The organism is Methylomonas sp. MED-D, from assembly GCF_050276835.1.
GTDB lineage: Bacteria > Pseudomonadota > Gammaproteobacteria > Methylococcales > Methylomonadaceae > Methylomonas > Methylomonas koyamae_A.
The window spans coordinates 2,706,649-2,729,592 of the sequence record NZ_CP189965.1; the positions used below are offsets into that span (position 1 = coordinate 2,706,649).

At 55.5% G+C, this 22,944-nt stretch carries 16 protein-coding genes; 9 read left to right on the top strand and 7 right to left on the bottom strand.

The window, feature by feature from the left end; all coding sequences use genetic code 11:
- Positions 1-34 precede the first annotated feature (34 nt).
- From ACQE3E_RS11955 to ACQE3E_RS11965, 3 genes are read right to left on the bottom strand one after another with little or no spacing between them, the layout of a single operon-like run.
- Positions 35-2,275, bottom strand: coding sequence for an FUSC family protein (locus tag ACQE3E_RS11955; protein WP_427500568.1), 2,241 nt, complete (start codon positions 2,273-2,275; stop codon positions 35-37).
- Positions 2,268-3,434 carry an HlyD family efflux transporter periplasmic adaptor subunit gene (locus tag ACQE3E_RS11960; RefSeq protein WP_427500569.1) on the bottom strand — a complete coding sequence of 389 codons (1,167 nt, stop codon included), beginning with the start codon at positions 3,432-3,434 and terminating at the stop codon, positions 2,268-2,270. The genes ACQE3E_RS11955 and ACQE3E_RS11960 overlap by 8 nt, the downstream gene beginning before the upstream one ends.
- An 8-nt stretch (positions 3,435-3,442) precedes the next feature.
- Complete coding sequence (locus tag ACQE3E_RS11965) at positions 3,443-3,712, bottom strand: YtcA family lipoprotein (RefSeq protein WP_064030395.1); 270 nt, start codon at positions 3,710-3,712, stop codon at positions 3,443-3,445.
- Positions 3,713-4,068: 356 nt separating this feature from the next.
- Here ACQE3E_RS11965 and ACQE3E_RS11970 point away from each other — a divergent pair, with 356 nt between their 5' ends.
- Positions 4,069-5,484 carry a TolC family protein gene (locus ACQE3E_RS11970; RefSeq protein WP_427500570.1) on the top strand — a complete coding sequence of 472 codons (1,416 nt, stop codon included), beginning with the start codon at positions 4,069-4,071 and terminating at the stop codon, positions 5,482-5,484.
- A gap of 24 nt (positions 5,485-5,508) precedes the next feature.
- Here the strand turns inward: ACQE3E_RS11970 and ACQE3E_RS11975 are convergent, their stop codons facing one another.
- The 3 genes from ACQE3E_RS11975 to ACQE3E_RS11985 all read right to left on the bottom strand — a co-directional run bounded on the left by ACQE3E_RS11975 (position 5,509) and on the right by ACQE3E_RS11985 (position 8,322).
- Positions 5,509-6,579: an alkene reductase gene (locus tag ACQE3E_RS11975; protein WP_427500571.1), complete on the bottom strand. Its 1,071-nt coding sequence runs from the start codon at positions 6,577-6,579 to the stop codon at positions 5,509-5,511.
- A 263-nt stretch (positions 6,580-6,842) separates the two neighbouring features.
- Positions 6,843-7,799, bottom strand: a complete 957-nt coding sequence (locus tag ACQE3E_RS11980) for a FecR family protein (protein WP_427500572.1) — start codon at positions 7,797-7,799, stop codon at positions 6,843-6,845.
- 19 nt (positions 7,800-7,818) lie between these two features.
- On the bottom strand, positions 7,819-8,322 hold the full coding sequence (locus tag ACQE3E_RS11985) for an RNA polymerase sigma factor (RefSeq protein WP_427500573.1): 504 nt from the start codon (positions 8,320-8,322) through the stop codon (positions 7,819-7,821).
- Between the two features lie 332 nt (positions 8,323-8,654).
- Here ACQE3E_RS11985 and ACQE3E_RS11990 point away from each other — a divergent pair, with 332 nt between their 5' ends.
- Both ACQE3E_RS11990 and ACQE3E_RS11995 read left to right on the top strand, forming a co-directional pair.
- A complete protein-coding gene (locus tag ACQE3E_RS11990) occupies positions 8,655-9,161 on the top strand; it encodes an RNA polymerase sigma factor (protein WP_313727806.1) in 507 nt (168 codons plus the stop codon).
- 76 nt (positions 9,162-9,237) lie between these two features.
- The gene (locus ACQE3E_RS11995) at positions 9,238-10,194 is read left to right on the top strand and encodes a FecR family protein (protein WP_427500574.1); all 957 of its coding nucleotides are present in this window, start codon (positions 9,238-9,240) and stop codon (positions 10,192-10,194) included.
- 123 nt (positions 10,195-10,317) lie between these two features.
- On the opposite strand, the gene ACQE3E_RS12000 is transcribed toward ACQE3E_RS11995, so the two are convergent.
- A complete protein-coding gene (locus ACQE3E_RS12000) occupies positions 10,318-10,929 on the bottom strand; it encodes a hypothetical protein (protein WP_427500575.1) in 612 nt (203 codons plus the stop codon).
- An 836-nt stretch (positions 10,930-11,765) separates the two neighbouring features.
- Between ACQE3E_RS12000 and ACQE3E_RS12005 the strand changes: the two genes are divergently transcribed.
- The 6 genes from ACQE3E_RS12005 to kdpB all read left to right on the top strand — a co-directional run bounded on the left by ACQE3E_RS12005 (position 11,766) and on the right by kdpB (position 22,892).
- Positions 11,766-13,520 (top strand): SEL1-like repeat protein, encoded by a 1,755-nt coding sequence (locus ACQE3E_RS12005; RefSeq protein WP_427500576.1) that lies wholly within the window; start codon positions 11,766-11,768, stop codon positions 13,518-13,520.
- A gap of 171 nt (positions 13,521-13,691) precedes the next feature.
- Positions 13,692-14,894, top strand: coding sequence for a S41 family peptidase (locus ACQE3E_RS12010; RefSeq protein WP_427500577.1), 1,203 nt, complete (start codon positions 13,692-13,694; stop codon positions 14,892-14,894).
- A gap of 362 nt (positions 14,895-15,256) precedes the next feature.
- Entirely contained in the window at positions 15,257-17,671 is a 2,415-nt protein-coding gene (locus ACQE3E_RS12015) for a TonB-dependent siderophore receptor (protein ID WP_427500578.1), read from the top strand.
- 1,126 nt (positions 17,672-18,797) lie between these two features.
- Positions 18,798-18,887, top strand: a complete 90-nt coding sequence (locus ACQE3E_RS12020; RefSeq protein ID WP_064025021.1) for a potassium-transporting ATPase subunit F — start codon at positions 18,798-18,800, stop codon at positions 18,885-18,887.
- On the top strand, positions 18,887-20,695 hold the full coding sequence (gene kdpA / locus ACQE3E_RS12025) for a potassium-transporting ATPase subunit KdpA (RefSeq protein WP_313727801.1): 1,809 nt from the start codon (positions 18,887-18,889) through the stop codon (positions 20,693-20,695). Before ACQE3E_RS12020 ends, kdpA begins: the two co-directional genes overlap by 1 nt.
- Positions 20,696-20,819: 124 nt before the next feature.
- Positions 20,820-22,892, top strand: coding sequence for a potassium-transporting ATPase subunit KdpB (gene kdpB / locus ACQE3E_RS12030; protein WP_313727800.1), 2,073 nt, complete (start codon positions 20,820-20,822; stop codon positions 22,890-22,892).
- Positions 22,893-22,944: the final 52 nt, after the last annotated feature.

Here is a 22,944-nt window from a genome sequence, read left to right on the forward strand (position 1 = left end):
AACAAGGCAGACCGAGATATACGCCGGACATGGATTAACGGTTCGTAAAACCGGGTGACGTTTCGGGGAAGGATTTCGACGCGGCATTTTGCAAGCGCTCCAAATAGTTCAAGATTTGCTCGTCCAGCAAGAAGCGCAATTCCCATTCCATCGCCAGGTCGGCCGGCAGGCTGCCGATATCGTGATACCGGATGTAACTCTGCCGCAGTAATTGGCCAATCGCATCGGCGTCGTATAAATCGACGGCTTTTTCGCCGGCAACGACGTCGGCGGTGTGGGCCAGGGTCTTGGCCAGCTCAGCGTCGAAGTCGCGACTGTGGCGTTGCAAAGCCTCGGGAAAACGGTCGAATTGCTGGCCGCTCAGCAAACGATAGCGCTTGCGGACCTGAAGCAATGCCGACAGATTGCTCGCGTCCCGAATGATCGCGCGCAATACGCCGCGTTCGCGCATCTTGCCGGCTTGGCGGGCATCCGGTTCCAGCACCGCATGTGCCAGCAAGTCTTGCGCCGCGGCCAAATCCTTTTCCGCCGCCAGCCGCAGCGGCAGCGTATAGCTCATCAGATGGCCGGGATCCGGCAGTCGCACCGTCAGTTTGGCCAGCGTACGCAACGCGGCGATGCAATGGTGACGCGCCAACGCCGCGGACCGGCGCGGCCACAACGCATAATCGAGTGCGCCCATCACCGTCAGACCCAGCAAAATACCGATGACGCGGTCGCGCGGCAAAAATAGATCTTCAACCGCGCCGAAGTCGTGCAGTACGAACAATGCAAACGAAAAACCCAACTGGCGGCCGAGGTAGGCGATGCGCTCGCTGCCGGCGGTGATCCAGGCAGACAAAGCCCAAAACGGCGCGGTCGCCAGCATGAAGCCGATGATGGAATCGAACTGCGACTGAAACACCCACACGTACACATAGGCGCACGCTCCGCCTAACGCGGCGCCGCCGACCCTGAGCAGCGACAGCCGGTAATCGGCGCCAAGACTGGTCTGCGCGGCCACCAGGCAAGTCGGTATCGCGGTGTTGATGTCCGGCCAATCTAGGCTTTGCACGATCAGCATGCAAAGGATGGCGCCCAACGAAAACTTGATGCCGAATTGCAGACTGTCGGCGTGTCGCTGCCAAAATTCGTAGCCCAGCCAGGCCGGATAGACGGTTTGCGGCTCGGTTTCCGTTTCGGCCGGGTCCGAGTCCGTCGCCGGCTGATGCAAACGTTTCATCAGCGCGGCAATGCGTTGCAAGGCTTGCCAAAATGCGGTTAGCACCGTCGGTTGACCAGTCCCTGCGTAACGCCGCAATACCTCGTCGTCCAATAACGCGGCCACGGCGTCGCTGAGGTCTTGCCGGTTGGTGAAACCCTGTCTCAAGATCGCGCAAGCTTGCTGTAAGGCCGCGTAGACGGCTCGCTTTTCCGCTGTCAGCGGCTGAGCGCGATAATCTTCGGTCAGCGATTGCTCCAGCCACAGCGCGATTTGACGCAAACCGTCGATTTCCTGCAGCAACTCCAGATACGCCGCATGCCGGCGCCGTATCGACACATGCAGCAATTCGCTGTTGGCCAACAAGGTTTGCAATTTGCCGAACAGACCGATCGATGACGGTTTGACCGAAGCGCGGCGTGGTCGGCGGGCTTCGCTGTCGGACAAGCGGCCGAGAAATATCGTCTCCGCCGCTTTCAGTTGATCGGCGATGCCGGCAATCAGCAAAGTGCGCGGGTCGCGCGGCGCGATACTGAGATGGACCAGCGTCCAACTACCCAAGCCGAGCACGCCGATCACCGGAATGTTCCAGAGTGCGTGATATAGGTTTTCGTCGGGCGTGGTCGGACTGTACAACACCGGAATCGAATACCACAGCGCGATGCCGGTCGGCCAGGCGATGAGTCGGGCGTGAAACAAGGCCAGCGCCATGATCGCGAACGACAGGCTCAACATCAGCCAAGGATCGTTGCCGGCCAACATCAACGCCAACACCGAGATCAGTACCGTCACGAACAGATAAAACAACTGGCGCAAGCCGAATGCCAGCGATTGGCCGGCGTTGGCGTAAGCGTCGTAGCTCAGGCAAACCAACAGCGATAGCGCGCCCAGCGGCGGCACGTGCAGGCTTTGGCTGACCGTCGCGATAATCAACGACACCGCGAACAGCCGCGCCGCGGCAATCCGCCGCTCCGGGGAGTCCTTCAATTCGGCGGCCAGGAATTCGGCCAGACCGGTGCCGAACCAAAACCGGCCGTGGCGTTCCCGCCTGGCGCGGCGGTTCGAATCAGTCATGTTGCCGATCGCCGTCCGCCGATGCGGCGCTATCGTCCGGAATCGGCAACGTGCGATCCAGTACCGTGACGAAGGCGGTCATCCCCATGCGTAGCGGATGCTCCGGATCGCGGTCGAGGATTTCGATTCTGACCGGAAAACGCGACGCCAGCACCACCCAGTTCAGCGTACGTTGTACCTCCGGCAATCCGCCTTGCTGTTTGACGTTGTCCGGCGCATTGGCCCAAGCGATGCCGGTCACCACGCCGCGAAAGCGCTTGCCGGGATAACCGACCAGAAACACGTCCGCTTCCTGACCGGGGCGTATCGATTGCAAATAGGTTTCCTTGTAATTGGCGACGGCGTACCAATGGCGGTCGTCGACCAGCGCGAACAACTGGCCGCCGGCCTTGGCATATTCGCCTTCGCGGGTATTCAAATTGGTCACGTAGGCATCGAACGGCGCGCGGACTTCGCAATATTCCAGCTCCAGCTCGGCGGCTGTCACGGTGGCGCGGGCCGCTTCGACGCGGGCATTGACGTCGCCGACCTGAGCGATCAGGGATTGCGCGCGCCGGCTATCGCTCTCCGCTTCGGAGACCGCACTCCCGACCGACAGCGCCTTGGCCTTGGCATCGGCCAACGCCGCCCGGGAGGCCGAGTAACGGGCGCGTGCCTGCCGAAGTTGATCGCCGGTCACGTATTGCTTTGCCGCCAGCGGCTCCAGTTGCTCGAGGTACTGTTCCAGATAGTCGTCGTCGGCCGCGATGCGTTTGATTTCGGCCAGCGCGGCCGCGTACTGATGTTCCAGGCGCGCGACCGCGCTGACGGCGGAACTTTTCGACGCCCGCAGCGATTCGACCTCTTGTTCCGCCAACATCAGTTCGGCCTTGGCGCGATCCAGTTTGGCTTGATAAGGTCTGGGATCTATGACGTAGAGCAACTCGCCCTTGCGTACGAACTGATTGTCGCGCACGTGCAGTCGCACGATGCGGCCGGAGACTTCGGGCGCGATGCCGACAATGTCGGCGCGGATCATCGCGTCGTTGGTACGCGGATGGCGGAAATTGATTTGCCATACCCAAGCGCCGGTCGTAACCGCCGCCAATACGATCGCCATGCCGAGAATGCGGCCGATGCGCACCCGGCGCCGATAGTCGAGTTTAGGGTCGTTTGCCATGCCGGGCCTCAACTTGCGTAAAACAACAACCAAATCACGAAGGTGCATAATGCCCACAGGCTGGGAGCGATCAACAACGGCGGCCCCAGATGCGGCGCCAAGCCGACACGCGCCAATTGCCACATCAACGCCACGCTGGCGGCCAAACCGGTCAAAATGCAGATGATCCAGGCCGGCCAAAACGAACCGTGCAGGCTCAACATCGGATCGCAGCCGGCCAGCAATAGCGGCGCCGAATACGCCAGCGGGAATGATCTAAACAAACGAAACGGAGTCATGACGGCCCTCAATGCGAAACGTTGGCGTTATGGAAAAAACGGACTATCGCGAACGCGGCTGTTGTAAAACCCCCGATAGGCTGTTAGCCGTGCCAGGCGCAACCACCGATACGATTTCAAACATCGTTATTGTAAAGCGCTACAATCGGTTTGATACAACGATATTGTTCAATATTCGTTGGCAATTTGTTGCCACATTCGCAGTGGCGCTTCCGTTACTATATAAGCATTTCCTTCTAATGGTGGCGAATTTTTTGACTCAGTCAGTTTCCGCGTTTCCGCCTGTACCGCGCGTTCGGCCCGCCGATTTTAGTCCCGGCCGCCCGTTACGATTTAAATGCTGCCTGCCGTTGCTGTTGTCGATAAGCACCGCCTGTGCGCCGCCCGTCGCGCACCGGCACCCCGACGCCGGCGAACCGCAACAAGCGCCGGTGGTGCGCTGGTCCGAATACCGTGTTAGCCATCCGCTGCCGTCCGTGGAGAAGGCGCCCAGCCCATCCGCCGCGCCGAATGTGCGGCAACGTTACGATCTGCCGGCCCTAATCGACATGGCGCTGCAAAACCATCCGGAAACCCGGCTCAGCTGGGAAGACGCCAAAGCGGCCGCCGCCAGAGTCGAACGGGAAGCCGCCAGCTGGTACCCGAAACTGACCGCGTTGGCCTTCGGCCAATATTTCAAGACCAGCATCCCGATTCCGCAAAGCACGCTGGTCAGCACCGGCGTCGGGACTTTCGGCGGCGCCGAATTGGCTTGGACCCTGTTCGACTTCGGCCGCCGCGAGGCCTTGGACGAAGCCAGTCTGGAGCGCTTCGAAGCGGCTCAATTCGGCTTCGGCCGCAAACACCAGGAGATCGCCTACCGCGTCGCCGACAGTTTCTTCGCCTATCAGGCGGCAATCGCCAAAGTCGCGGCGGCGGAGCAAACATTTACCGCCGCCAAGGCCAACGCCGATGCGGTCAATGCCAAACTGTCGCAAGGTTTCGCGACGCGGCCCGATTTGCTGCTGGCCCTGCAGGAACAAGCCAAGGCCAATTACGATTGGCAGGATGCGCGCGGCGCCGTGACTCAGACCAGAGCGGCGCTGACCACCAGCGCCGGTTTGTCGCCGTCGGTCGAACTGTCTCTGATCGATCTGAGTCAGGTGCCGTTGCCCGACACCTTGGCGCCGTCGGTGGAAAAAATCGTCGACCAGGCCCTGGAGCAGCGCCCGGATTTGCAGGCCAAGCTGGCCGAACTGCGCGCCCGCGAAGCGGAGGTGAGAAAAGCCCGCGCCGAGTATTGGCCCAAGCTGTCGTTGAAAGGCAGCATCGGCAATCAGTATTGGGGCGACGTGCAGACCGATCCGCCAAGCCGGCGGCATTATTCGTCGGACAATCTGGTCGGCAGCGCGATGCTGAATCTGGAATGGAATTTGTTCGACGGCTTCGAACGCCGCGGCGCGGTGGACGAGGCCGAAGCCAAACGCCGGGCCGGCGAAGCGCAGATCGACAGCTTGCGTCTGGAGATCATGCGCCATATCTGGCAAACCTACGCCGACACCAAAACCGCGTTGGAAAAACGCGAATTCGCGCTGGCCCTGCTACGCGCCGCCGAGGAGTCCTACGCGGCGACCCAGGAATCCTACCGGCACGGCTTTTCCACCGTCATCGAGCTGCTGTCCGCGCAAAAGGATCTGGCCCGAGCCCGCTACACCGAAATCGACAGCCGGGCCGATTTGCTGAAATCGGCCGCCGCGTTGGTATATGCGGCCGGCGGGGGCGAGTCGCCTTAAAGCGATCGGCAATATTGCGTCCCGTCAGTCGGAGGCCAACACCGGATAATCCGTATAGCCCTTGCTCGGACCTTCGTCGCCGTACAGATAAAAGGTCGCGGCGTCGAACGGGGTCAACGGCGCGCCAAGTGCTATGCGGCGCGGTAGGTCCGGGTTGGCGATGAAGTGTTTGCCGAACGACACCGCGTCGGCATCGCCATTGGCGATGGCTTGTACCGCGCTTTCGGCCGTGAAGTTTTCGTTGGCGATCAACGCGCCGCCGAAACGGCGTTTCAACGCCGGACTGATCGCGTCGGGACCTTGCGCTTCTCGGGTAAAGATGAAGGCAAGTTTGCGTTGGCCCAATTGTTCGGCGACGTAAGCGAAGGTCGCCGGCGGGTTGGCGTCGCCCATGCCGTGCATGTCGCAACGCGGCGACAGATGCACGCCAACCCGGCCGGCGCCCCACACCGAAATCGCCGCGTCGGCCACTTCCAGCAGCAAACGAGCGCGGTTTTCCACCGGTCCGCCGTAGGCATCGTCACGGCGATTGGTGCTGTCTTTCAGGAATTGGTCGAGCAAATAGCCGTTGGCGGCGTGAATTTCGACGCCGTCGAAACCGGCCAGTTCGGCATTGGCCGCGCCTTGGCGAAAGGCTTCGATAATTGCGGGAATTTCGTCCAACGCCAAGGCCCGCGGCGTCACGTAATCGCGCATCGGCCGTAGCAGGCTGACGTGACCTGGCGCGGCAATCGCGCTGGGCGCGACCGGCAAGGCGCCGTCCAGATAATACGGATCAGAAATCCGGCCGACATGCCACAGTTGCAACAACATGCACCCGCCGGCGGCGTGTACCGCGTCGGTCACGCCGCGCCAGCCGTCGATTTGTTCCGGCGACCAGATGCCCGGCGTATCCGGGTAGCCGACGCCTTGCGGGCTAACGCAAGTGGCTTCGCTGATGATCAGGCCGGCACTCGCTCGTTGAGCGTAATAGTCCGCCATCAGCGCATTCGGCACGCGGCCGGCGCTGGCGCGGCAACGGGTCAGCGGCGCCATCACGATGCGGTTGGGCAATTCAATGTCGCCGATACGGATGGGATCGAACAAGGGATTCATGCGCGGCTCCTGAGCGGTTAAATCCCTCATGATACCAGGGCCGCCGCGAAGCGAAGCACTAGACTGGTTCGGTTAGCGACGGCCCTGGTCCGTCATCCTAAAAAGGGCAGTTGGCGTGTATTGCGGGCCGTTCGTGCTGAGCAATGTCGAAGCATGGACGGCTCGCAATACACTCACCAAACGGGTGAATGAAAAGTCCCGCGCGCCCTTCGACAAGCTCAGGACGAACGGGATTTTTCATCGCCAAACTGCTCTTTTTAGGGTCATTGCTTGGCGCTGATTAGGATCGTGCCATCCCCTTCCCTGACAATCCGCGCCGCCAAACCGTTTTGCAAGGTGCTTAAACTCTCGTTCAAATCGGACGTGGAAAAGCGGCCGCTAACCGTCACGGTTTGCAATTGGCTGTCCGTCAGCTTGAATTCGACCGCGTGATAGCGCGACAGTTGGCGCAACACTTCCGGCAAGGGTTGGCGTTTGAAGATCAGCGTACCGTCGCGCCAAGCGCCGCTGGCGGCGTCGGCGACACTGGGCGCCCGCAGATTTCCGTCGGCGCTAAAACCGGCTTGCAGACCGGCCGTCAGCGCCAGCGCCGGCTTACCGGGCACGCTCAACGCCACTTCGCCTTCGACCACCGCGACCGTCGTGTTCTCGCGGTCGATCGCGACGTTGAATTGCGTGCCGACGTCGCGGATGCGCCCGGCGCCCACCCGCACTTCGAAAGGGTGCTCGGCATCGTGAGCGACGCTGAACCAGGCTTCGCCCTGCTCCAGCCAGACCGTGCGCGCGCCGAAACGGTCGATCCGCAATCGCGTCGCGGTATTCAGTTCGATGCGGCCGCCATCAGCCAAGACCAGGGTCCGGCGCTGGCCAATGTCGGTTTGGTAACGAGCCGCCGCCAATTTTTGTAAGGGTTCCGGGTACTGAAAACCCAACGCGACGGCGAACCCGACGGCGATCAAAGCGGCATTGCGCCGCCGGCGGGCCAACTGGCTATGGCGAACGAAGCCACGCGCGGCGTCCAGCTGCTTGCCAGCCACATCGGGTAAATCGCCGAGCTGTTGCCAGAATTGTTGAACTTGTTGGTAAGCCTCGGCATGTTCCGGCGACCCGCCGAGCCAATCTTCGAATTGCCGGCGTTCGGTTTCGTCCGCGTCGCCGCGCAAGCGCGACAACCATTGCAGAGCTTGGCGTTGAGATTCGGTCAGACTGGCGAGGCTCATGACGGCACAACCTAAGAATTCAACGTTTGCCGGCCAACGCGGCCGCAAAGCAGTATTCCAGCGCCGCGTAAAATTGGCGTTCGACGTTGCTGCGCGACATCCTGAGCAGTTTGCCGATTTGCAGGTAGGTCAGTCCGTCGACGCGATGCAACAGGAAGATGCTGCGTTGCAGCGGCGGCAGCTCGTCCAACGCGCGCATGACGCCCTGCAGAATTTGTTGGTGGTGCAGGCTGACATCCGGACCCGGCGCATCCGCCGGCAGGCTATCCAAGTCCTCGACTTCGCCGTGGTAACGTTCGCGGACCGCGAGCTTGCGCTGGTAATCGATCAGCGCATTGCCGGTCAATTTGTAAAGATACGCGCGATGATTTTCGATGGTTTGCGGCTCGGGATGCTGCATCAATCTTAGAAACGACTCCTGCACCACATCTTCCGCCACCTCGGCGGCGCGCTGACCGGCGAAGTACACCAATTCCTTGGAATGACTGTGAAACAATTGCTCGAAAAGGCTTTTGATAGTCATGGTCGGCGAGAAGATCGGAGAAACCAGGCGGATAATATAGCAAAAGCCAAGCCACTCACCCGCTTCGATGCCGACATCAATCCCTCGGCCCACGATAATCCGTGGTTACCGGCTAACCGAGTTTTTTGGCCGGTCCGGTTTGGTCGGCCGGAGGCCCGATCCTAAATAAAACAAATACGGCATATCACACACTCGATACGTCATATGCCGCACTTTTTTGTTTGCAACGCTCCAGCTGATCTCCGGGTATAGGCTCTATCTGGCGCTCGCCGACCGCAAAAAGTGGCCTGTAATTTGCTGAAAGCGACCATTCCATTGCCGATTCGAACTGCATGTCCACGGTTAGCGAACCCCTATTGCTGGACGCGTTTTTACGCCACCAAAGCGAAATCCGCCAATTCTTGGCCCGCAAAGTCAGTTGTCCGACCGCGGCGGACGACTTGACCCAGGAAACCTATTTGCGTATCGCCAGATACCGCGGCGGTGAAGAAATTCTGGATTTGCGGGCGTTTTTGTTCCGGATAGCCAATAATCTGGCTCTGGATTATTTGCGCGGCCTGGCCCGCTCCGAAGCCCGCGACTACGGACCTATCGAAGACTCGATCGCTTGCCGGGCGCCGCAACCGGATTCCGCCGTCGCCGCGCAACAGCAACTGGCCAGGATGGAACGCTTTATCTACGCGCTGCCGCAACAATGCCGGACCGTGTTTCTAGCCTGTCGGGTCGACGGCAAGAGCTACGCCGAAATCGCCGACGAACTAAACATTTCGCCGCGCACGGTCGAAGCTCACATGTACAAAGCGATCAAATTATTGAAGGAACGCATGGATTGGTTGTGAGCTGCCGCCGTCCGTTTCCGCTTGCCGAGTAAAACTGGCATTATTTCGTTACCGTCATTTTCGAGCCGCCCAGCGCATGTCCGACCAACACCCGCGATCGATCGCCGACCAAGCCGATGCCTGGTTCGCCCGCCTGCAAGACGCCGACGCCAGCGACGACGAGCGCCGCCGATTTCAGGCCTGGTACGCGGCGGATCAACGCCATGCGCAGGCCTACGAGCGCACCCGCCAATTGTGGAGTTTGCTGCAATTGCCGGCGGAACGGGTGACCGAACGCCTGCAAGCGGAATCCCGCCCTGCCCCATCGCCGCCCCCGAGAGCCGCAATCCCATTCCGCCGCTATCTGGCCGGCGCGAGCGCGGCGCTGCTCATGATGGCCTGGCTGTTGCCGGCGCGGATTCAGGATTGGCGCAGCGACTACCGCACCGGCCCCGGACAGCAAACCAATGTGACGCTGGCGGACGGCTCGCGAATCATGTTGAATACCGACACCGCGCTAGCGATCCGGTTCGGCGCCCGCGAACGGCGCGTCGTGTTGCTGCGCGGCGAAGCGTTTTTCGAAGTGGCGCCCGACCCGGCCAAACCCTTTATCGTGGACGGCGGCCATGCCGAAGCCCGCGCGGTCGGCACCGCCTATGGCGTGAAAAAGTCCGGCGCGGACTTGGCCGTGACCGTCGCCGAAGGCACCGTGGAAGTCGGCGACGGCGTGGGCGCGCAAGCGGTGCGCGCGATGCAGCGCATCGAATTCAAGCAAGGCCGCTTGCAAGCCCCGCAACGCCTGACCAACGACGACAGCCTGGCCTGGCGCCGCCACCAAGTGGTATTCCAGCAGCAGCCGTTGAACGAGGTGTTGGCCGAAGTCAACCGCTACCGCGCGGGCCGCATCGTCGCGGTCAGCGGCGAACTGGGCGGACGCATCGTCAGCGGCGTGTTCAACGTCGGAAATTCCGCCGCTGTCGTCGATGCCTTGCAAGCCACTCTCAACGCGCGAGCCGCGCATTTACCGGGCGATTGGGTGTTGTTGTATTACTAACCCGGCCTTTAAATACCGTTCTCCCTGAGCCTGTCGATGGGCGCGCTACAGTGCTTCGCCCGACAAGCTCAGCCCAACGGATACCAGTGATAAATAGGGCCGGGTTAATAAATGCCCCGGCACTCACGGTGCGCAATTCACCACCAGTTCCTGACTGTACTGACCAACTTCCTGGTCCTTGGACATGAACACGGCGGTGTAGCGGCGCAGTTCCGGCTTGCCGGGCGTCAGCAGCGGCCGGCGATCGACGAAGGGCGAAACGGTGGCGCGGCCCAACAACACCCAGTCGGTGTCGATGTCGCGCTGGCAATAGAGATTCACGCCATCGCTGCGGTGCTTCACAAAACTCAGTACCACCACGCCACCGGTTTGATCGTTGCCGCTCAATTTGGGATTGGCCGTGGACAGATCGCCGGCCCGGTTGCTGCTGTCGATACCCAATTGCGCACCGATACCGTCGGTGTAATTGGCGCGCGCCTTGATGCGCCGCACTTCCGCCCGAATCAGGTTTTCGGACGCTTTACGACTGTCGCTCTTGTCGGCGGTGGCCTGCTTGGCGAGCGCGGCGGCGTTGCCGGCCAGCCGCGACTTATCGTGAAAATCGGCGTTCGCCGCCGTTAGCGCCGCCAAGTCGGCGTCCGCCACGCCGTGTTCGGGTTTCAGATTGGCCAGGAAATGGTCGAACCAGGCCAGAAAGTCGTGATCGGCGTTCGGGATAAACGTGGATTTGGGCATGTTAAATTCCTCGATGAATGAATTGTATCCGCCCACCTACTCCAGTTTCGCCACCGGCAACGCCCGCGACGAGGGTGTCGGCGTTTCCATGCCGTATTTTTATGTTGGAAACACGTCCTTCCGCTGTCCAGTGACGTGCTTCCAAGGTTCCGTGACGTGTTTCCAGGCTTCCGTGACGTCCTTCCAGCCTTCCGTGACGTCCTTCCAACGTTCCGTGTCGTGTTTCTACGGCTCCGTGAACGGCAAATCGCCGGAAGCCTTGCCAGCCGTGGTCTGCAGCGGTTGCCCCCCAACGTTGGAAACACGTGTAAAAACCGTTCAGGGACGGGCAAGCAAAGCGGCTTACCGCCAGCCGCGTTGAGATGCGCGCCTATTCGCTCGCCAGCGAGCTAACTTAAGCGGAAAAGCTAGTGGATTAGCAGAGGCGCGCCCTCCTTGAGCGTTGGAAAGGATAGTCTATAAATTAAAAACAGCATAGAATAGCCACTAACGACTTCGCGCGGACATTTTTCCATGCGCTATGATTGCGGCTCGTTGCGTTTAGGAAGTTTAGTTGGCAGCTAACGACCCCAAGCTGACTATTAGATAAATTTTACGAAGGGCAGCAAGTTTATGAAGAGCAGACATTTAAAATCATTCAAGTATTTGTCACTAGCGGTCCAGTCGTTGAAGTGTTCCAGACCCAGTTATCATGTCAAAAATGCATGTTACCCCGTTTAGAACTTCAAGGGCTCTTCAAAGAAATTGACTCAAATGATTGGCCTAGTGTACAAATTATGTGGACATAGACAATAACTTGTTATGCCTTATAAGTTTAATAAAATAATTATGGAACAATGAAAAATTATAATTTCGCGCTGTTGTGTATGGTGTTTGTATCTGGTTGTACAACTGTTCAAACCGAAAATATAGACATCAAGGATACAGAAAAATCAATAAAAGTTAACACTATTGACGAACAATGGCAGCCAATACTAGCGGCAATTAACAATGAAAATTATGCATCTGTAATGGATGAGCTTCATAGGCTTGCAAACGCCGGCCATCCTGAATCCCAGTATTACTTAGGTCTTGCATACGAAAACGGGTATTCTGTTGAAAAAAATTCAAATCTAGCTATTAAGTGGTATGAATCATCGGCGAATAGTGATCTTCCGAAAGCCCAATATAAAATGGCAGTGATATTTGCTAATGGTGAACTTACACAGAGAGACTATTCCACTTCCAAAGTTTGGTGCGAAAAAGCTGTAAACAATAAATATATAGAGGCTTATTCGTTATTAGGCTACTTACACGAATTTGGTTTCGGAACAGAGATAAATATAGAAAAATCCAAGGAATTATATCTTGAGGGTGTCAAATTAGGTGAGCCTAATGCCAAACTCAATTTAGCCAATTTGTATTATTCGGGTGGCTTGGGAAATAAAGATTATGATAAAGCGTTTCAATTGTATAAGGAGGCTGCAGTAGAAGGTGTACTAAATGCGCAATATATGTTGGGAAGTATGTATGACTTTGGATTCGGCACTAAAAAGGATCCCAAAGAAGCTGCAATTTGGTATAAGAAGGCCGCAGAAAAAGGGGAACCTCAATCTCAAAATGCGCTTGGAGTATTATATGCTCTCGGGGATGGTGTGCCCCAGAGCGATGAAAATGCACTATATTGGTACAATAAGTCCGCAATACAAGGATTCCCAGAGGCCCAATTTAACTTAGGTTATCGATTTGAAAAAGGTTTAGGCGTTGATCAAAGCTATATAAAAGCAAGAGAATGGTATACAAAAGCATTTGAGCACGACCACCCTAAAGCAACTCACAATTTAGGAATACTTTACGCAAAGGGTTATGGAGGCAAGACAGATAAAGAGTTAGCATTAAAAATGTTTCATAAGGCTGCAGATTTAGGGCTTCCTGAATCGCACTATGAGATTGGTGTCGCTTACAATATTGGTAGCGGAGTCATTAAAAATCAATCGATTGCAGCAAAGTGGTTTCAAAGTGGAGCCGCCCTAGGGGGGGCGGATGCGCAAGTGGCACTTGGAAACCTCTATTTCATTGGAGAAGGGGTAAAGAAAAACCTTGTCAAAGCAGTAGAGTACTACAGACAAGGAGCTGAACAGGGTCAAACTGAAGGACAGCAAAAGCTTGGTTACGCATATCTAAATGGTTTGGGTGTAAATAAGAATCTCGTTCTAGCTGCCCAATGGACACGTAAATCAGCGGAACAGGGAAATATTGGTGCGCAGGTAAATTTAGCAGTTGCATATGAAGATGGATTAGGTGTTAATCAGGATTATAATAAAGCATTAAAATGGTATCGTCTGGCAGCGAATCAGGGCGATCCTTCAGCTCAGTTTAGAGTAGGGTATTTTTATTTCAAAGGTTATGCTGGAAATATTGACTTCAAAGAAGCCGTCAAATGGCTTCGTTTATCCGCGAAAAAGGAATTCGCGAATGCAGAATATATGCTTGGTTATATGTATGATAACGGCTTTGGCGGACTTGATGTCAATTCTGATGAGGCGCTTACTTGGTATAAAAAAGCAGCCTCTCATGGATCAATTGAAGCTCAGAATATAATTTCTAAATAGTGTCTGCGCGAAAATCAATTAAATTTATATGATTCATTACATGGGTAAGGTCTTGGTTGCGGTGGGTGGTCAATCAAAGCCAGGTCAATCCGAGCCTACCCATTGTGCGCGCCTTAAGACCATTTACTTACCAGACTTTGTTTAGCGCCTATTATCAAAATAATGTGAACAATGAATTATAGAGCCTTAAAAAAACAAATAATAATTATAATTCTGTCGTTTCCATTATCTTTTTCTATATCGGCTAAAGATAGGCAAATCTATAAACCTTTAGGCCCCCAGGGGCTCACAGAGATATTTAATAAAATTGAAAAAGAGCATTTGCTGCCTATAGATCAATCGACAATATTTAAGCAAGGCATAGCCGCGTTAAGTAACTTTGATAATGATTTTAAGTTTACCCACACAGAAAGTGAAATTGTTATTTCCTATAAAAATCAACAGATGAAGTACAATATTAATGCGCCTCTTAGTATCGGGGATCTTATATATAAAATAATTAATGATACCAAGTCTTTATCTAAATTAATTTCATATATTGATCTTAACACCCTCGAAACTAGTATTATTGATCGAGCGGTGTTTTCTATTGATGGGCGCTCTTATTTTCAGCAAGATTTTAGAGGCACAACCCAACAAGAAGCTGGGCGGAACAACTTTCGAAACAGCAAGTTCCACAGGACAGATGAATCTAATATTACTTTCGCACAAGAAGTTAAAAACGATATTTTATATATTCGAATTGTTGATTTTTATAATGGCTTTGAACGCGTAAACGAAACTATTTTTTCCGAAAAATTAAAATATAATCCAACGCTCTTCGATATTGTTATTGATATTAGGGGTAATACTGGAGGAAGTTTAGATGTAATTGGGCTTTACTTGGACTTATTTATTACTGATTCAGTTGTGATACAAGAATCTAACCGTACACAAGTGCCAAAACCTGAAATCCGAACTGGCACAGCTACAAAATTTCCAAAAAATCGTATTATATTATTGGTAGATGGTCAAACTTCGAGTGGAGCAGAGGCCTTTGCGCTAGCTTTGAGGGATTTGCGAAATGCAAAAATTGTTGGAACTCGTACGCTAGGTGACGCATTCGTTTTAACAGTATTCCCCCTACATAATGGCAATGCATTAGCTGTGACGACATACAAATTATTAGACTATAAAGGAGACTTTTTGCCTAATGGAGGTATAAATCCAGATATATGCACTAATATGCTTGAATCAGAATGCGCCAAAAATATTTATTCTGGCCCTAGGGGCAGCAACGAAGATATGGATTTCTTAGCTGCAAAAAATTACCTAGAGCGAACTAGAAATATTTTAACAAATCAAACTCAACCGCCCGCCGAAAGCGGTGACTGATTTAAATTGTTAAGCGGCTGCTTTTAGGTGCTTACCTGCTATTGGTGGAACGATGACGATAGGCAGCTTTTGGCCGAACCCCCAGTCCCCTAACCCAGCGAACCCGCGCGGTTTCCGCCGGCTTGCCCACTTTACCGCTATGTAACCCTTTGGCCGGATCGGCTCGGGCCTTTCCTCGTAGCAGCTTTCCAGCCCCAACCGATAGACCACTGCCCTATCGCGCTTGATGCCCGCCCTACTTCGAGTGTCGGCGTAGCCCATCTACCGCGTGCGGCCGAAACTTTTTTACATCCGCCGCTAAGGGTACAGATGCGGTCGCGGCGTCTTGGTAATCGATACCGTTCACTTATGGAGAATGCACGATGATTTACCAGGACTCATTGACCCGCGCCGTAGTATTGATTTCCGCCGTTACGATACCGGGGATTGCGACCGCCGAGACTACGACGCTGAGCTTCGACATAGCTTCGCAACCGTTGAGCAGCGCGTTGATACGGTTTTCGGCGATCAGCGGCTTGCAGGTGCTTTACGAAGGCCGGCTCGCCGATCAAGTTCAAGCGCCGGCGTTAAAAGGAACTTTCAGCGCCGAACAGGCCTTGCGCCAATTGCTGCAAGGCTCTGGCTTGAGTTTCCGCTTCAGCAACGCCTCGACCGTGACGCTGGATAAAACCCCGGCGGCGCCGACGCCGCAGTCCAACGGCACCGCGACGATGCCGGCGGTGACGGTGACCGGCCAAGGCGTCTACGACACCGCTTCGCCCTACAACAAGGATTATGCACTGCCGAATGCCACCACCGGCACGAAAACCGATACGTTGCAGTTCGATACGCCGGTATCGGTACAAGTGATACCAAAAGCCGTCATCGAAGATCAACAGGCGATCGGCCTGGAAAACGTCTTGAAAAACGTCAGCGGCGTGGCGAAAAACTGGGGTTTCGGCGCGGACGCCAACGAAAACATTTATCTGCGCGGCTTTGCCAACGGCATCAACAGCGTCGGCAATATTTATCGCGACGGCGTACTGACGCCCAACATGCCGATCTCGCTGGCGAACGCCGAGCGCGTCGAAGTCTTGAAAGGTCCCGCCGCGATGCTATACGGGCGAGCGCAACCCGGCGGCCTGGTCAACGTCGTGACCAAGCGGCCGCGCGGCGACGCCTATTACTCGCTGCAGCAACAATTCGGCTCCTACGATACCTATCGGACACTGCTGGACGCGACCAACAAAATCACCGAAGACGGCGCGCTGGCTTATCGGGTGAATTACGAACATCTGGACAGCAATTCGTTCCGGAACAACATCTTCAATCAGCGCGACTTTCTGGCACCCAGCCTGACCTGGCATATCACCGATAAAACCCAGCTTGATCTGGACTTTATCTACCAGGACAGCCGCAGCATCGCCGACTCCGGCATTCCTTACGATCAGCAATTGTCCGGCGCGATTCCCGGCAAGATTCCGTTGAGTTTCAACGGCAACGAGCCAACCGACTACAGCAACAAGCGCTCCTACCAGCAAGGTATTACGCTGACCCATGCTTTCACCGACGACTGGAAGGTGCGGGCCAAGTTTTCCGCGCTGGTGCAAGACAGCGCCGCCGCGCAAACGCCGTCGAACGAAACGACCAACGGCTCCGGCGATATTGCCAGGGGCTTTTTGAAGAACGCCACGGATTTCGATAACAAATACGGCACGATAGACATCACCGGCCGGTTCGCAACCGGACCGATACAACACAACGTGTTGCTCGGCGCCGATTATTACAACTCGACCGATAAACACTTCAGCAGCCCTTACCGAACCGCTGTGCCGACCATCAACGTGTTCGACCCGCAATACGGTTTTACCGGCTTTCTGAACGATCCGCTAAGGCTGGGTAATATCGAACATAACGAGTGGTACGGCATTTATCTGCAGGACCAATTGGCTTGGAACGATACTTGGCATTTATTGCTCGGCGGCCGCTTCGACAACGCCACCTACCGCAATAGTTTCGGCGACAAAACCGACGACGATTATTTCAGCCCGCGGATCGGTTTGATGTACCACCCGCTGGATTGGCTGGGCGTTTACGTCAACTTCGTCAAAGGCTTTAACGCGTTCAACAGCGGCACTGCGTTAAACGGTTCGTCCTACGATCCCGAGCAATCCCGCGAAATGGAGTTCGGCATGAAAGGAAACTGGTGGAACGGCAAATTGCAAGCCAATCTGGCCTTCTTCGAATTGACCAAGAAGAACGTCAAATCGCCGCTGCCGGCGCCGTTCAGCGATTACTTCGTCACGATAGGCGCGCAGCGCAGTCGCGGCATCGAGTTCGATTTGCAAGGCCAATTGACCGACGCCTGGAACGTCATCGCCACCTATACCTACATCGGCGCGGTGGTCACCAAAGGCTTGACCGGGGACTTCACCGGGGTCGGCGGCACTGGCGACCGCTTGGAAAACATTCCGCGCAACACCGCCAGTTTGTGGTCGACTTACGATTTCAGCCACCTGGGCGCGGAAGGCTTGAGCGCCGGCGCCGGCGTTTATCTGGTGGACAGCCGCGAAGGCAACGTCAACAACAGCTACGAAATCCCCGGCTATACCCGCGTCGATTCGATGCTGCGCTACCGGCGCAAGATTGGCCCGTCCAACGTGACCTTCCAATTCAACGTCGAGAATCTGCTGGATAAGGAATACATCGCCTCGGCCAACGGCTATAGCCAATTCATCCACCAGGCGATGCCCGGCGCGCCCAGGACGTTTTTAGGTTCGGTGAAAGTGGAGTTTTAGCACGAAGCGTTTTCTACAAAGCTCGGGCCGGGTGCCACGTTACCCGGCCCGAGTTGCGGCTCGTCGCGGCCCTTCATCGACCAATGCGTTTCAATACCGTTGCATTCTTATATCGTCCTTTCAATGCATACGGACACAATCCGATTCTGTTCAGGGTTAAATTGATGTCCACTCCACCAGCCAAACACCGACGTCCAAAGACCGTCAAAATTCCCGCCTTAAATTACAGCGACTTATCCGAAAAATAACTCAGCCAAACTATTCAACATTGGCAGACAAAAGACGTAATCCGTCAAGCAGTTTTACATCTTCTTTACAAGCGAACTATTAACTTTTACGATCTTTTTATTCGTGTTTCGGTAACTTGAGCCCTAGGCCATCAAGGACGGCTGAATGATCGGTGAAGGGATGGGGTTAACGGCTATCGAGTATTTATCGATAGCGACAGTCCTTTTGGGGGCAAAATGCGCAAATTGAAGAATTTAACTAGAGATATTTTTACCGCGATTACCTTTACGGCGGGAATGTTTGTATTTATGTCCGGCGAATTTATTCTATCTACCGTATTATTTTGCTTGGCGAGCATTTCCAGTAATATCGACTCAGATGCTAGGACCGGATTTAACGATCGTCGAGCGAAACATCGTTAATAACTACCTGATTTTTTCGATTATATCGGCATTTATCAGCGTACCCTATGGACTTTAATCAGCCGCAACATGGATGATTAACTTCAGACCATCTTGTTACTATAAAAGTCGCTGGGCGCTGCAGACATACCGGTGTCCGGACGCCCTTAATCCCGGCTAAAGCCGCGCCGATGCCCACTTTTTAAGTCTCCGTGGCGTAACCCTGTCGTAGCCGCAGTTAGGATCGAAAAGGCCGTTGCGTGCTTCCGGCACTCTGATTTTTATATTCCATTTATATCCGGCATGGCTATTTTTACGACTTTTTTATCGGTCGTTTTGTACATTGTTTAACAGGCGATCGCGGCTGATTGCAATCGTAGTTTTTTCAATTTTAACGAGGTAATCCAAATGGATATTGCGTATTTGCTGTTAACGGCGGTGTTCTTTGTGGCGACCGCATTATTGATCGGCGCGTGCGAAGCGTTGAGGGGGCAATCATGAGCTGGATTTATTTACTAAGCGGCGGCTTGACGCTGGCCGTGTTCGTTTATTTGGTCGTGGCATTGTTTTATCCGGAGAAATTCTGATGACAGGTCAAGGTTTTTTACAGATTGCCGTTTACCTCTTTACGCTGTTGGCTTTAGCCAAACCTTTGGGCGCTTATATGGCACGGGTTTATCAAGACGAATCCGTCGGATTGAACCGCTGGTTCGGCGGCGTTGAAAGACTGTTTTACCGGCTGAGCGGCGTCGATCCGGAACAGGAAATGCGCTGGACTCAATATGCGCTGGCGATGCTGGCGTTCAATTTGTTCGGATTACTGGCGGTTTACTGCTTACAACGTTTTCAGGACGTGTTGCCGCTGAATCCGCAAGCCTTAGCGGCAGTGACGCCCGATTCGGCGTTCAATACCGCAGTCAGCTTCGCCACCAACACCAACTGGCAAGGCTATGGCGGCGAAACCACAATGAGTTATCTGACCCAGATGTTGGGCCTGAGCGTACAAAACTTCGTCTCGGCCGCCAGCGGCATGGCGGTGCTGGTGGCGTTGATTCGCGGCTTTAATCGCCGCAACAGCGCCAGCATCGGTAACTTCTGGGTGGACATGACCCGCAGCACCTTGTACATCTTGCTGCCCTTGTCGTTTTTGCTGGCGATGGTATTGGTCGGTCAAGGCGTGGTGCAAACCTTCAATCCATATCAAACCGTCAATTTGCAAGAAGCGGTCAGCTACTCCGCACCGAAACTGGATGCCGATGGTAAAGCCATGGTCGATGCCGATGGCAAACCGGTGACCGAAACCGTGTCCACCCAAACGCAAACCCTAGCGATGGGGCCGGCGGCTTCGCAAGTTGCTATCAAACAATTGGGTACCAACGGCGGCGGATTTTTTAACGTCAACTCCGCTCATCCGTTCGAGAACCCGACGCCGCTGTCCAATTTCCTGGAAATGCTGGCCATCCTGCTGATCCCTGCAGCACTGTGCCATACCTTTGGCGCGATGGTCGGCGACACCCGCCAGGGCTGGGTAATCCTTGGGGCAATGACTTTGGTGTTTGTCGCGCTGATTTTCGTCACGGTGCCGGCCGAACAAAACGGCAACCCGGCTTTAACCGCCTTGGGCGTCGATCAATCCGCCACCAACCAACAGGCCGGTGGCAATATGGAAGGCAAGGAAAGCCGTTTCGGTATCGTCAACTCCGGCCTATGGGCGGTGGCGACGACTGCGGCATCCAACGGCTCGGTCAACGCCATGCACGATTCTTTTACGCCGATCGGCGGCATGGTGCCGATGTGGCTGATGCAATTGGGCGAAGTGATTTTCGGCGGCGTCGGTTCCGGCTTGTACGGCATGCTCGTGTTTGCCATCGTCGCGGTGTTCATCGCCGGCCTGATGATAGGCCGCACCCCGGAATATTTAGGCAAAAAAATCGAAGCCTATGAGATGAAAATGGCCGCCATCATTATCCTGATTCCGCCTTTGATGGTATTGGGCGGCACGGCGGTGAGCCTGATGCTGGAGGTCGGCAGAGCTTCGATCTTCAACCCCGGCGCTCACGGTTTCAGCGAAGTGCTGTATGCCTGGTCGTCGGCCGGTAATAACAACGGTAGCGCCTTCGGCGGTTTGTCGGCCAACGTGCCGTTCTATAACTTCATGCTGGGTCTGGCGATGCTGTTTTCCCGCTACTGGCTGATGATTCCGGTGTTGGCGATTGCAGGTTCCTTGGCAGCTAAAAAGACCGTGCCGGTCGGCCCCGGCACCCTGCCGACGCACACGCCGTTGTTTGCCGTTTTATTGATCGTCACCGTGCTGATGGTCGGCGCGCTGACCTTCGTCCCGGCCTTGGCCTTGGGGCCTATCGTCGAGCATTTGCAGATGACGGCCACCAAATAAATTTAGGGTGGATTAGGTGCGCAAGGCAGAAAGTTCTCCGACAAACGATGATCTTTATGCGCACCGTAACCCGCCATGGCAGCGCCGATTGCCCCCAAAGGCGCATCAGAATAGAGATAACACCATGACTAGCAAACCCGTTTCAACGTCCTTACTGGACCCGCAAATTCTGCAACAAGCCTTGTTCGATGCTTTTGCCAAACTGACGCCGCAACAACAATGGAAAAACCCGGTGATGTTCGTGGTCTACCTCGGCAGCTGGTTGACCAGTGTGTTGTGGTTGCAGGCGCTGAACGGCGAAAGCGAAGAATCCGCCGGCTTTATCCTCAGCATCACGCTGTGGTTGTGGTTCACCGTGTTGTTCGCCAACTTCGCCGAAGCGGTGGCGGAAGGCCGCAGCAAGGCCCAAGCCGCGTTTTTGCGCAGTGCCAAACGCGACATCGCCGCCAAAAAACTGGATGAAGCCAAATACGGCAGCAACTACAGCAAAGTCGAAGGCTCCAGTCTGCGCAAAGGCGATGTGGTGCTGATCGAAGCCGGCGATTTCGTGCCCGGCGACGGCGATGTCATCGAAGGCGTGGCCTCGGTGGACGAAAGCGCGATCACCGGTGAAAGCGCGCCGGTGATCCGCGAGTCCGGCGGCGATTTCAGCTCGGTGACCGGCGGCACCCGAGTGCTGTCCGACTGGCTAGTGGTGCGTATCAGCACCAATCCCGGCGAAACCTTTCTGGACCGCATGATAGGCATGGTGGAAAGCGCCAAACGCCAGAAAACCCCCAACGAGATTGCGTTGACCATTTTGTTGGTGGCGTTGACGCTGGTGTTCCTGATGGCGACCGTGACCTTGCTGCCTTTCTCGCTGTACAGCGTGCAGACCGCCGGTGCCGGCAACCCGATCAGCGTCACCGTGTTGGTGGCCTTGCTGGTGTGCTTGATTCCGACCACTATCGGCGGTTTGCTGTCGGCGATCGGCGTGGCCGGCATCGGCCGGATGATGCAGAAAAACGTGATTGCCACCTCCGGCCGGGCCGTGGAAGCGGCCGGCGACGTCGATGTGCTGCTGTTGGACAAAACCGGTACGATCACCTTGGGTAACCGCCAGGCCTCCGGTTTTTTTCCGGTCAAAGGCGTGACGGATCGCCAACTGGCCGATGCCGCGCAACTGGCCTCGTTAGCGGACGAAACGCCCGAAGGTCGTAGCGTTGTGATACTGGCGAAGCAAAAATACAATATTCGCGAACGCGATATCCATTCCCTGGGCGCCACTTTCGTGCATTTCAGCGCCCAGACCCGGATGAGCGGCGTCAACCTGGAAGGCCGGCAAATCCGCAAGGGCGCGGCCGATTCGATTCGGCAACATATCGAAGAACAAGGCGGCAAGGTGCCGCAAGAGCTTAAGAAAATGGTCGACGATGTCGCGCGCCGGGGCAGCACGCCGCTGGTGGTATCGGATGGCGCTAAAGCGCTGGGCGTCATCGAACTAAAGGACATCGTTAAGGGCGGCATCAAGGAACGTTTTATCGAACTTCGGCAGATGGGCATTAAAACCATCATGATCACCGGCGACAACCGCCTGACCGCCGCCGCGATTGCCGCCGAAGCCGGCGTCGACGACTTCCTGGCCGAAGCCACCCCGGAAGCCAAGCTGAATCTGATTCGTCAACATCAAACCGACGGCCGCTTGGTGGCGATGACCGGCGACGGTACCAACGACGCCCCGGCCCTCGCCCAAGCCGACGTGGCGGTGGCGATGAACAGCGGCACCCAGGCAGCCAAGGAAGCCGGCAACATGGTCGATCTGGATTCCAACCCGACCAAGCTGATCGAAATCGTCGAAACCGGCAAGCAAATGCTGATGACGCGCGGCGCGCTGACCACGTTTAGTATCGCCAACGATGTCGCCAAATATTTCGCGATCATCCCGGCGGCCTTTGCCACTACCTATCCGGCCTTGAACGTGCTGAACGTGATGGGTTTGGCGACGCCGGCCAGCGCGATTCTGTCGGCGGTTATCTTTAACGCCTTGATCATCATCGCGCTGATCCCGCTGGCTTTAAAAGGCATCAGCTATAAACCGGTCGGTGCGGAAAAACTGCTGCAAAACAATTTGCTGGTCTACGGCGTCGGCGGCTTGGTCGTGCCGTTTATCGGCATCAAGGCGATTGATTTAATTTTGGTTGCGATGAATCTGGTGTAAACCAGGCACAACAAATACCGAGAGCTTTGTTCCCTCTCCTGGTGGACGACTG

Bases quoted from the DNA above. Each gene is read 5' to 3' on its own strand.
- ACQE3E_RS12015 (WP_427500578.1), top strand. From the start codon at position 15,257: ATGATTTACCAGGACTCATTGACCCGCGCCGTAGTATTGATTTCCGCC.
- ACQE3E_RS11975 (WP_427500571.1), bottom strand. From the start codon at position 6,579: ATGAATCCCTTGTTCGATCCCATCCGTATCGGCGACATTGAATTGCCC.
- ACQE3E_RS12005 (WP_427500576.1), top strand. From the start codon at position 11,766: ATGAAAAATTATAATTTCGCGCTGTTGTGTATGGTGTTTGTATCTGGT.
- ACQE3E_RS11960 (WP_427500569.1), bottom strand. From the start codon at position 3,434: ATGGCAAACGACCCTAAACTCGACTATCGGCGCCGGGTGCGCATCGGC.
- ACQE3E_RS11985 (WP_427500573.1), bottom strand. From the start codon at position 8,322: ATGACTATCAAAAGCCTTTTCGAGCAATTGTTTCACAGTCATTCCAAG.
- ACQE3E_RS11990 (WP_313727806.1), top strand. From the start codon at position 8,655: ATGTCCACGGTTAGCGAACCCCTATTGCTGGACGCGTTTTTACGCCAC.
- ACQE3E_RS11965 (WP_064030395.1), bottom strand. From the start codon at position 3,712: ATGACTCCGTTTCGTTTGTTTAGATCATTCCCGCTGGCGTATTCGGCG.
- ACQE3E_RS11995 (WP_427500574.1), top strand. From the start codon at position 9,238: ATGTCCGACCAACACCCGCGATCGATCGCCGACCAAGCCGATGCCTGG.
- ACQE3E_RS12000 (WP_427500575.1), bottom strand. From the start codon at position 10,929: ATGCCCAAATCCACGTTTATCCCGAACGCCGATCACGACTTTCTGGCC.
- kdpA (WP_313727801.1), top strand. From the start codon at position 18,887: ATGACAGGTCAAGGTTTTTTACAGATTGCCGTTTACCTCTTTACGCTG.
- ACQE3E_RS12010 (WP_427500577.1), top strand. From the start codon at position 13,692: ATGAATTATAGAGCCTTAAAAAAACAAATAATAATTATAATTCTGTCG.
- ACQE3E_RS11980 (WP_427500572.1), bottom strand. From the start codon at position 7,799: ATGAGCCTCGCCAGTCTGACCGAATCTCAACGCCAAGCTCTGCAATGG.
- kdpB (WP_313727800.1), top strand. From the start codon at position 20,820: ATGACTAGCAAACCCGTTTCAACGTCCTTACTGGACCCGCAAATTCTG.
- ACQE3E_RS11955 (WP_427500568.1), bottom strand. From the start codon at position 2,275: ATGACTGATTCGAACCGCCGCGCCAGGCGGGAACGCCACGGCCGGTTT.
- ACQE3E_RS12020 (WP_064025021.1), top strand. From the start codon at position 18,798: ATGAGCTGGATTTATTTACTAAGCGGCGGCTTGACGCTGGCCGTGTTC.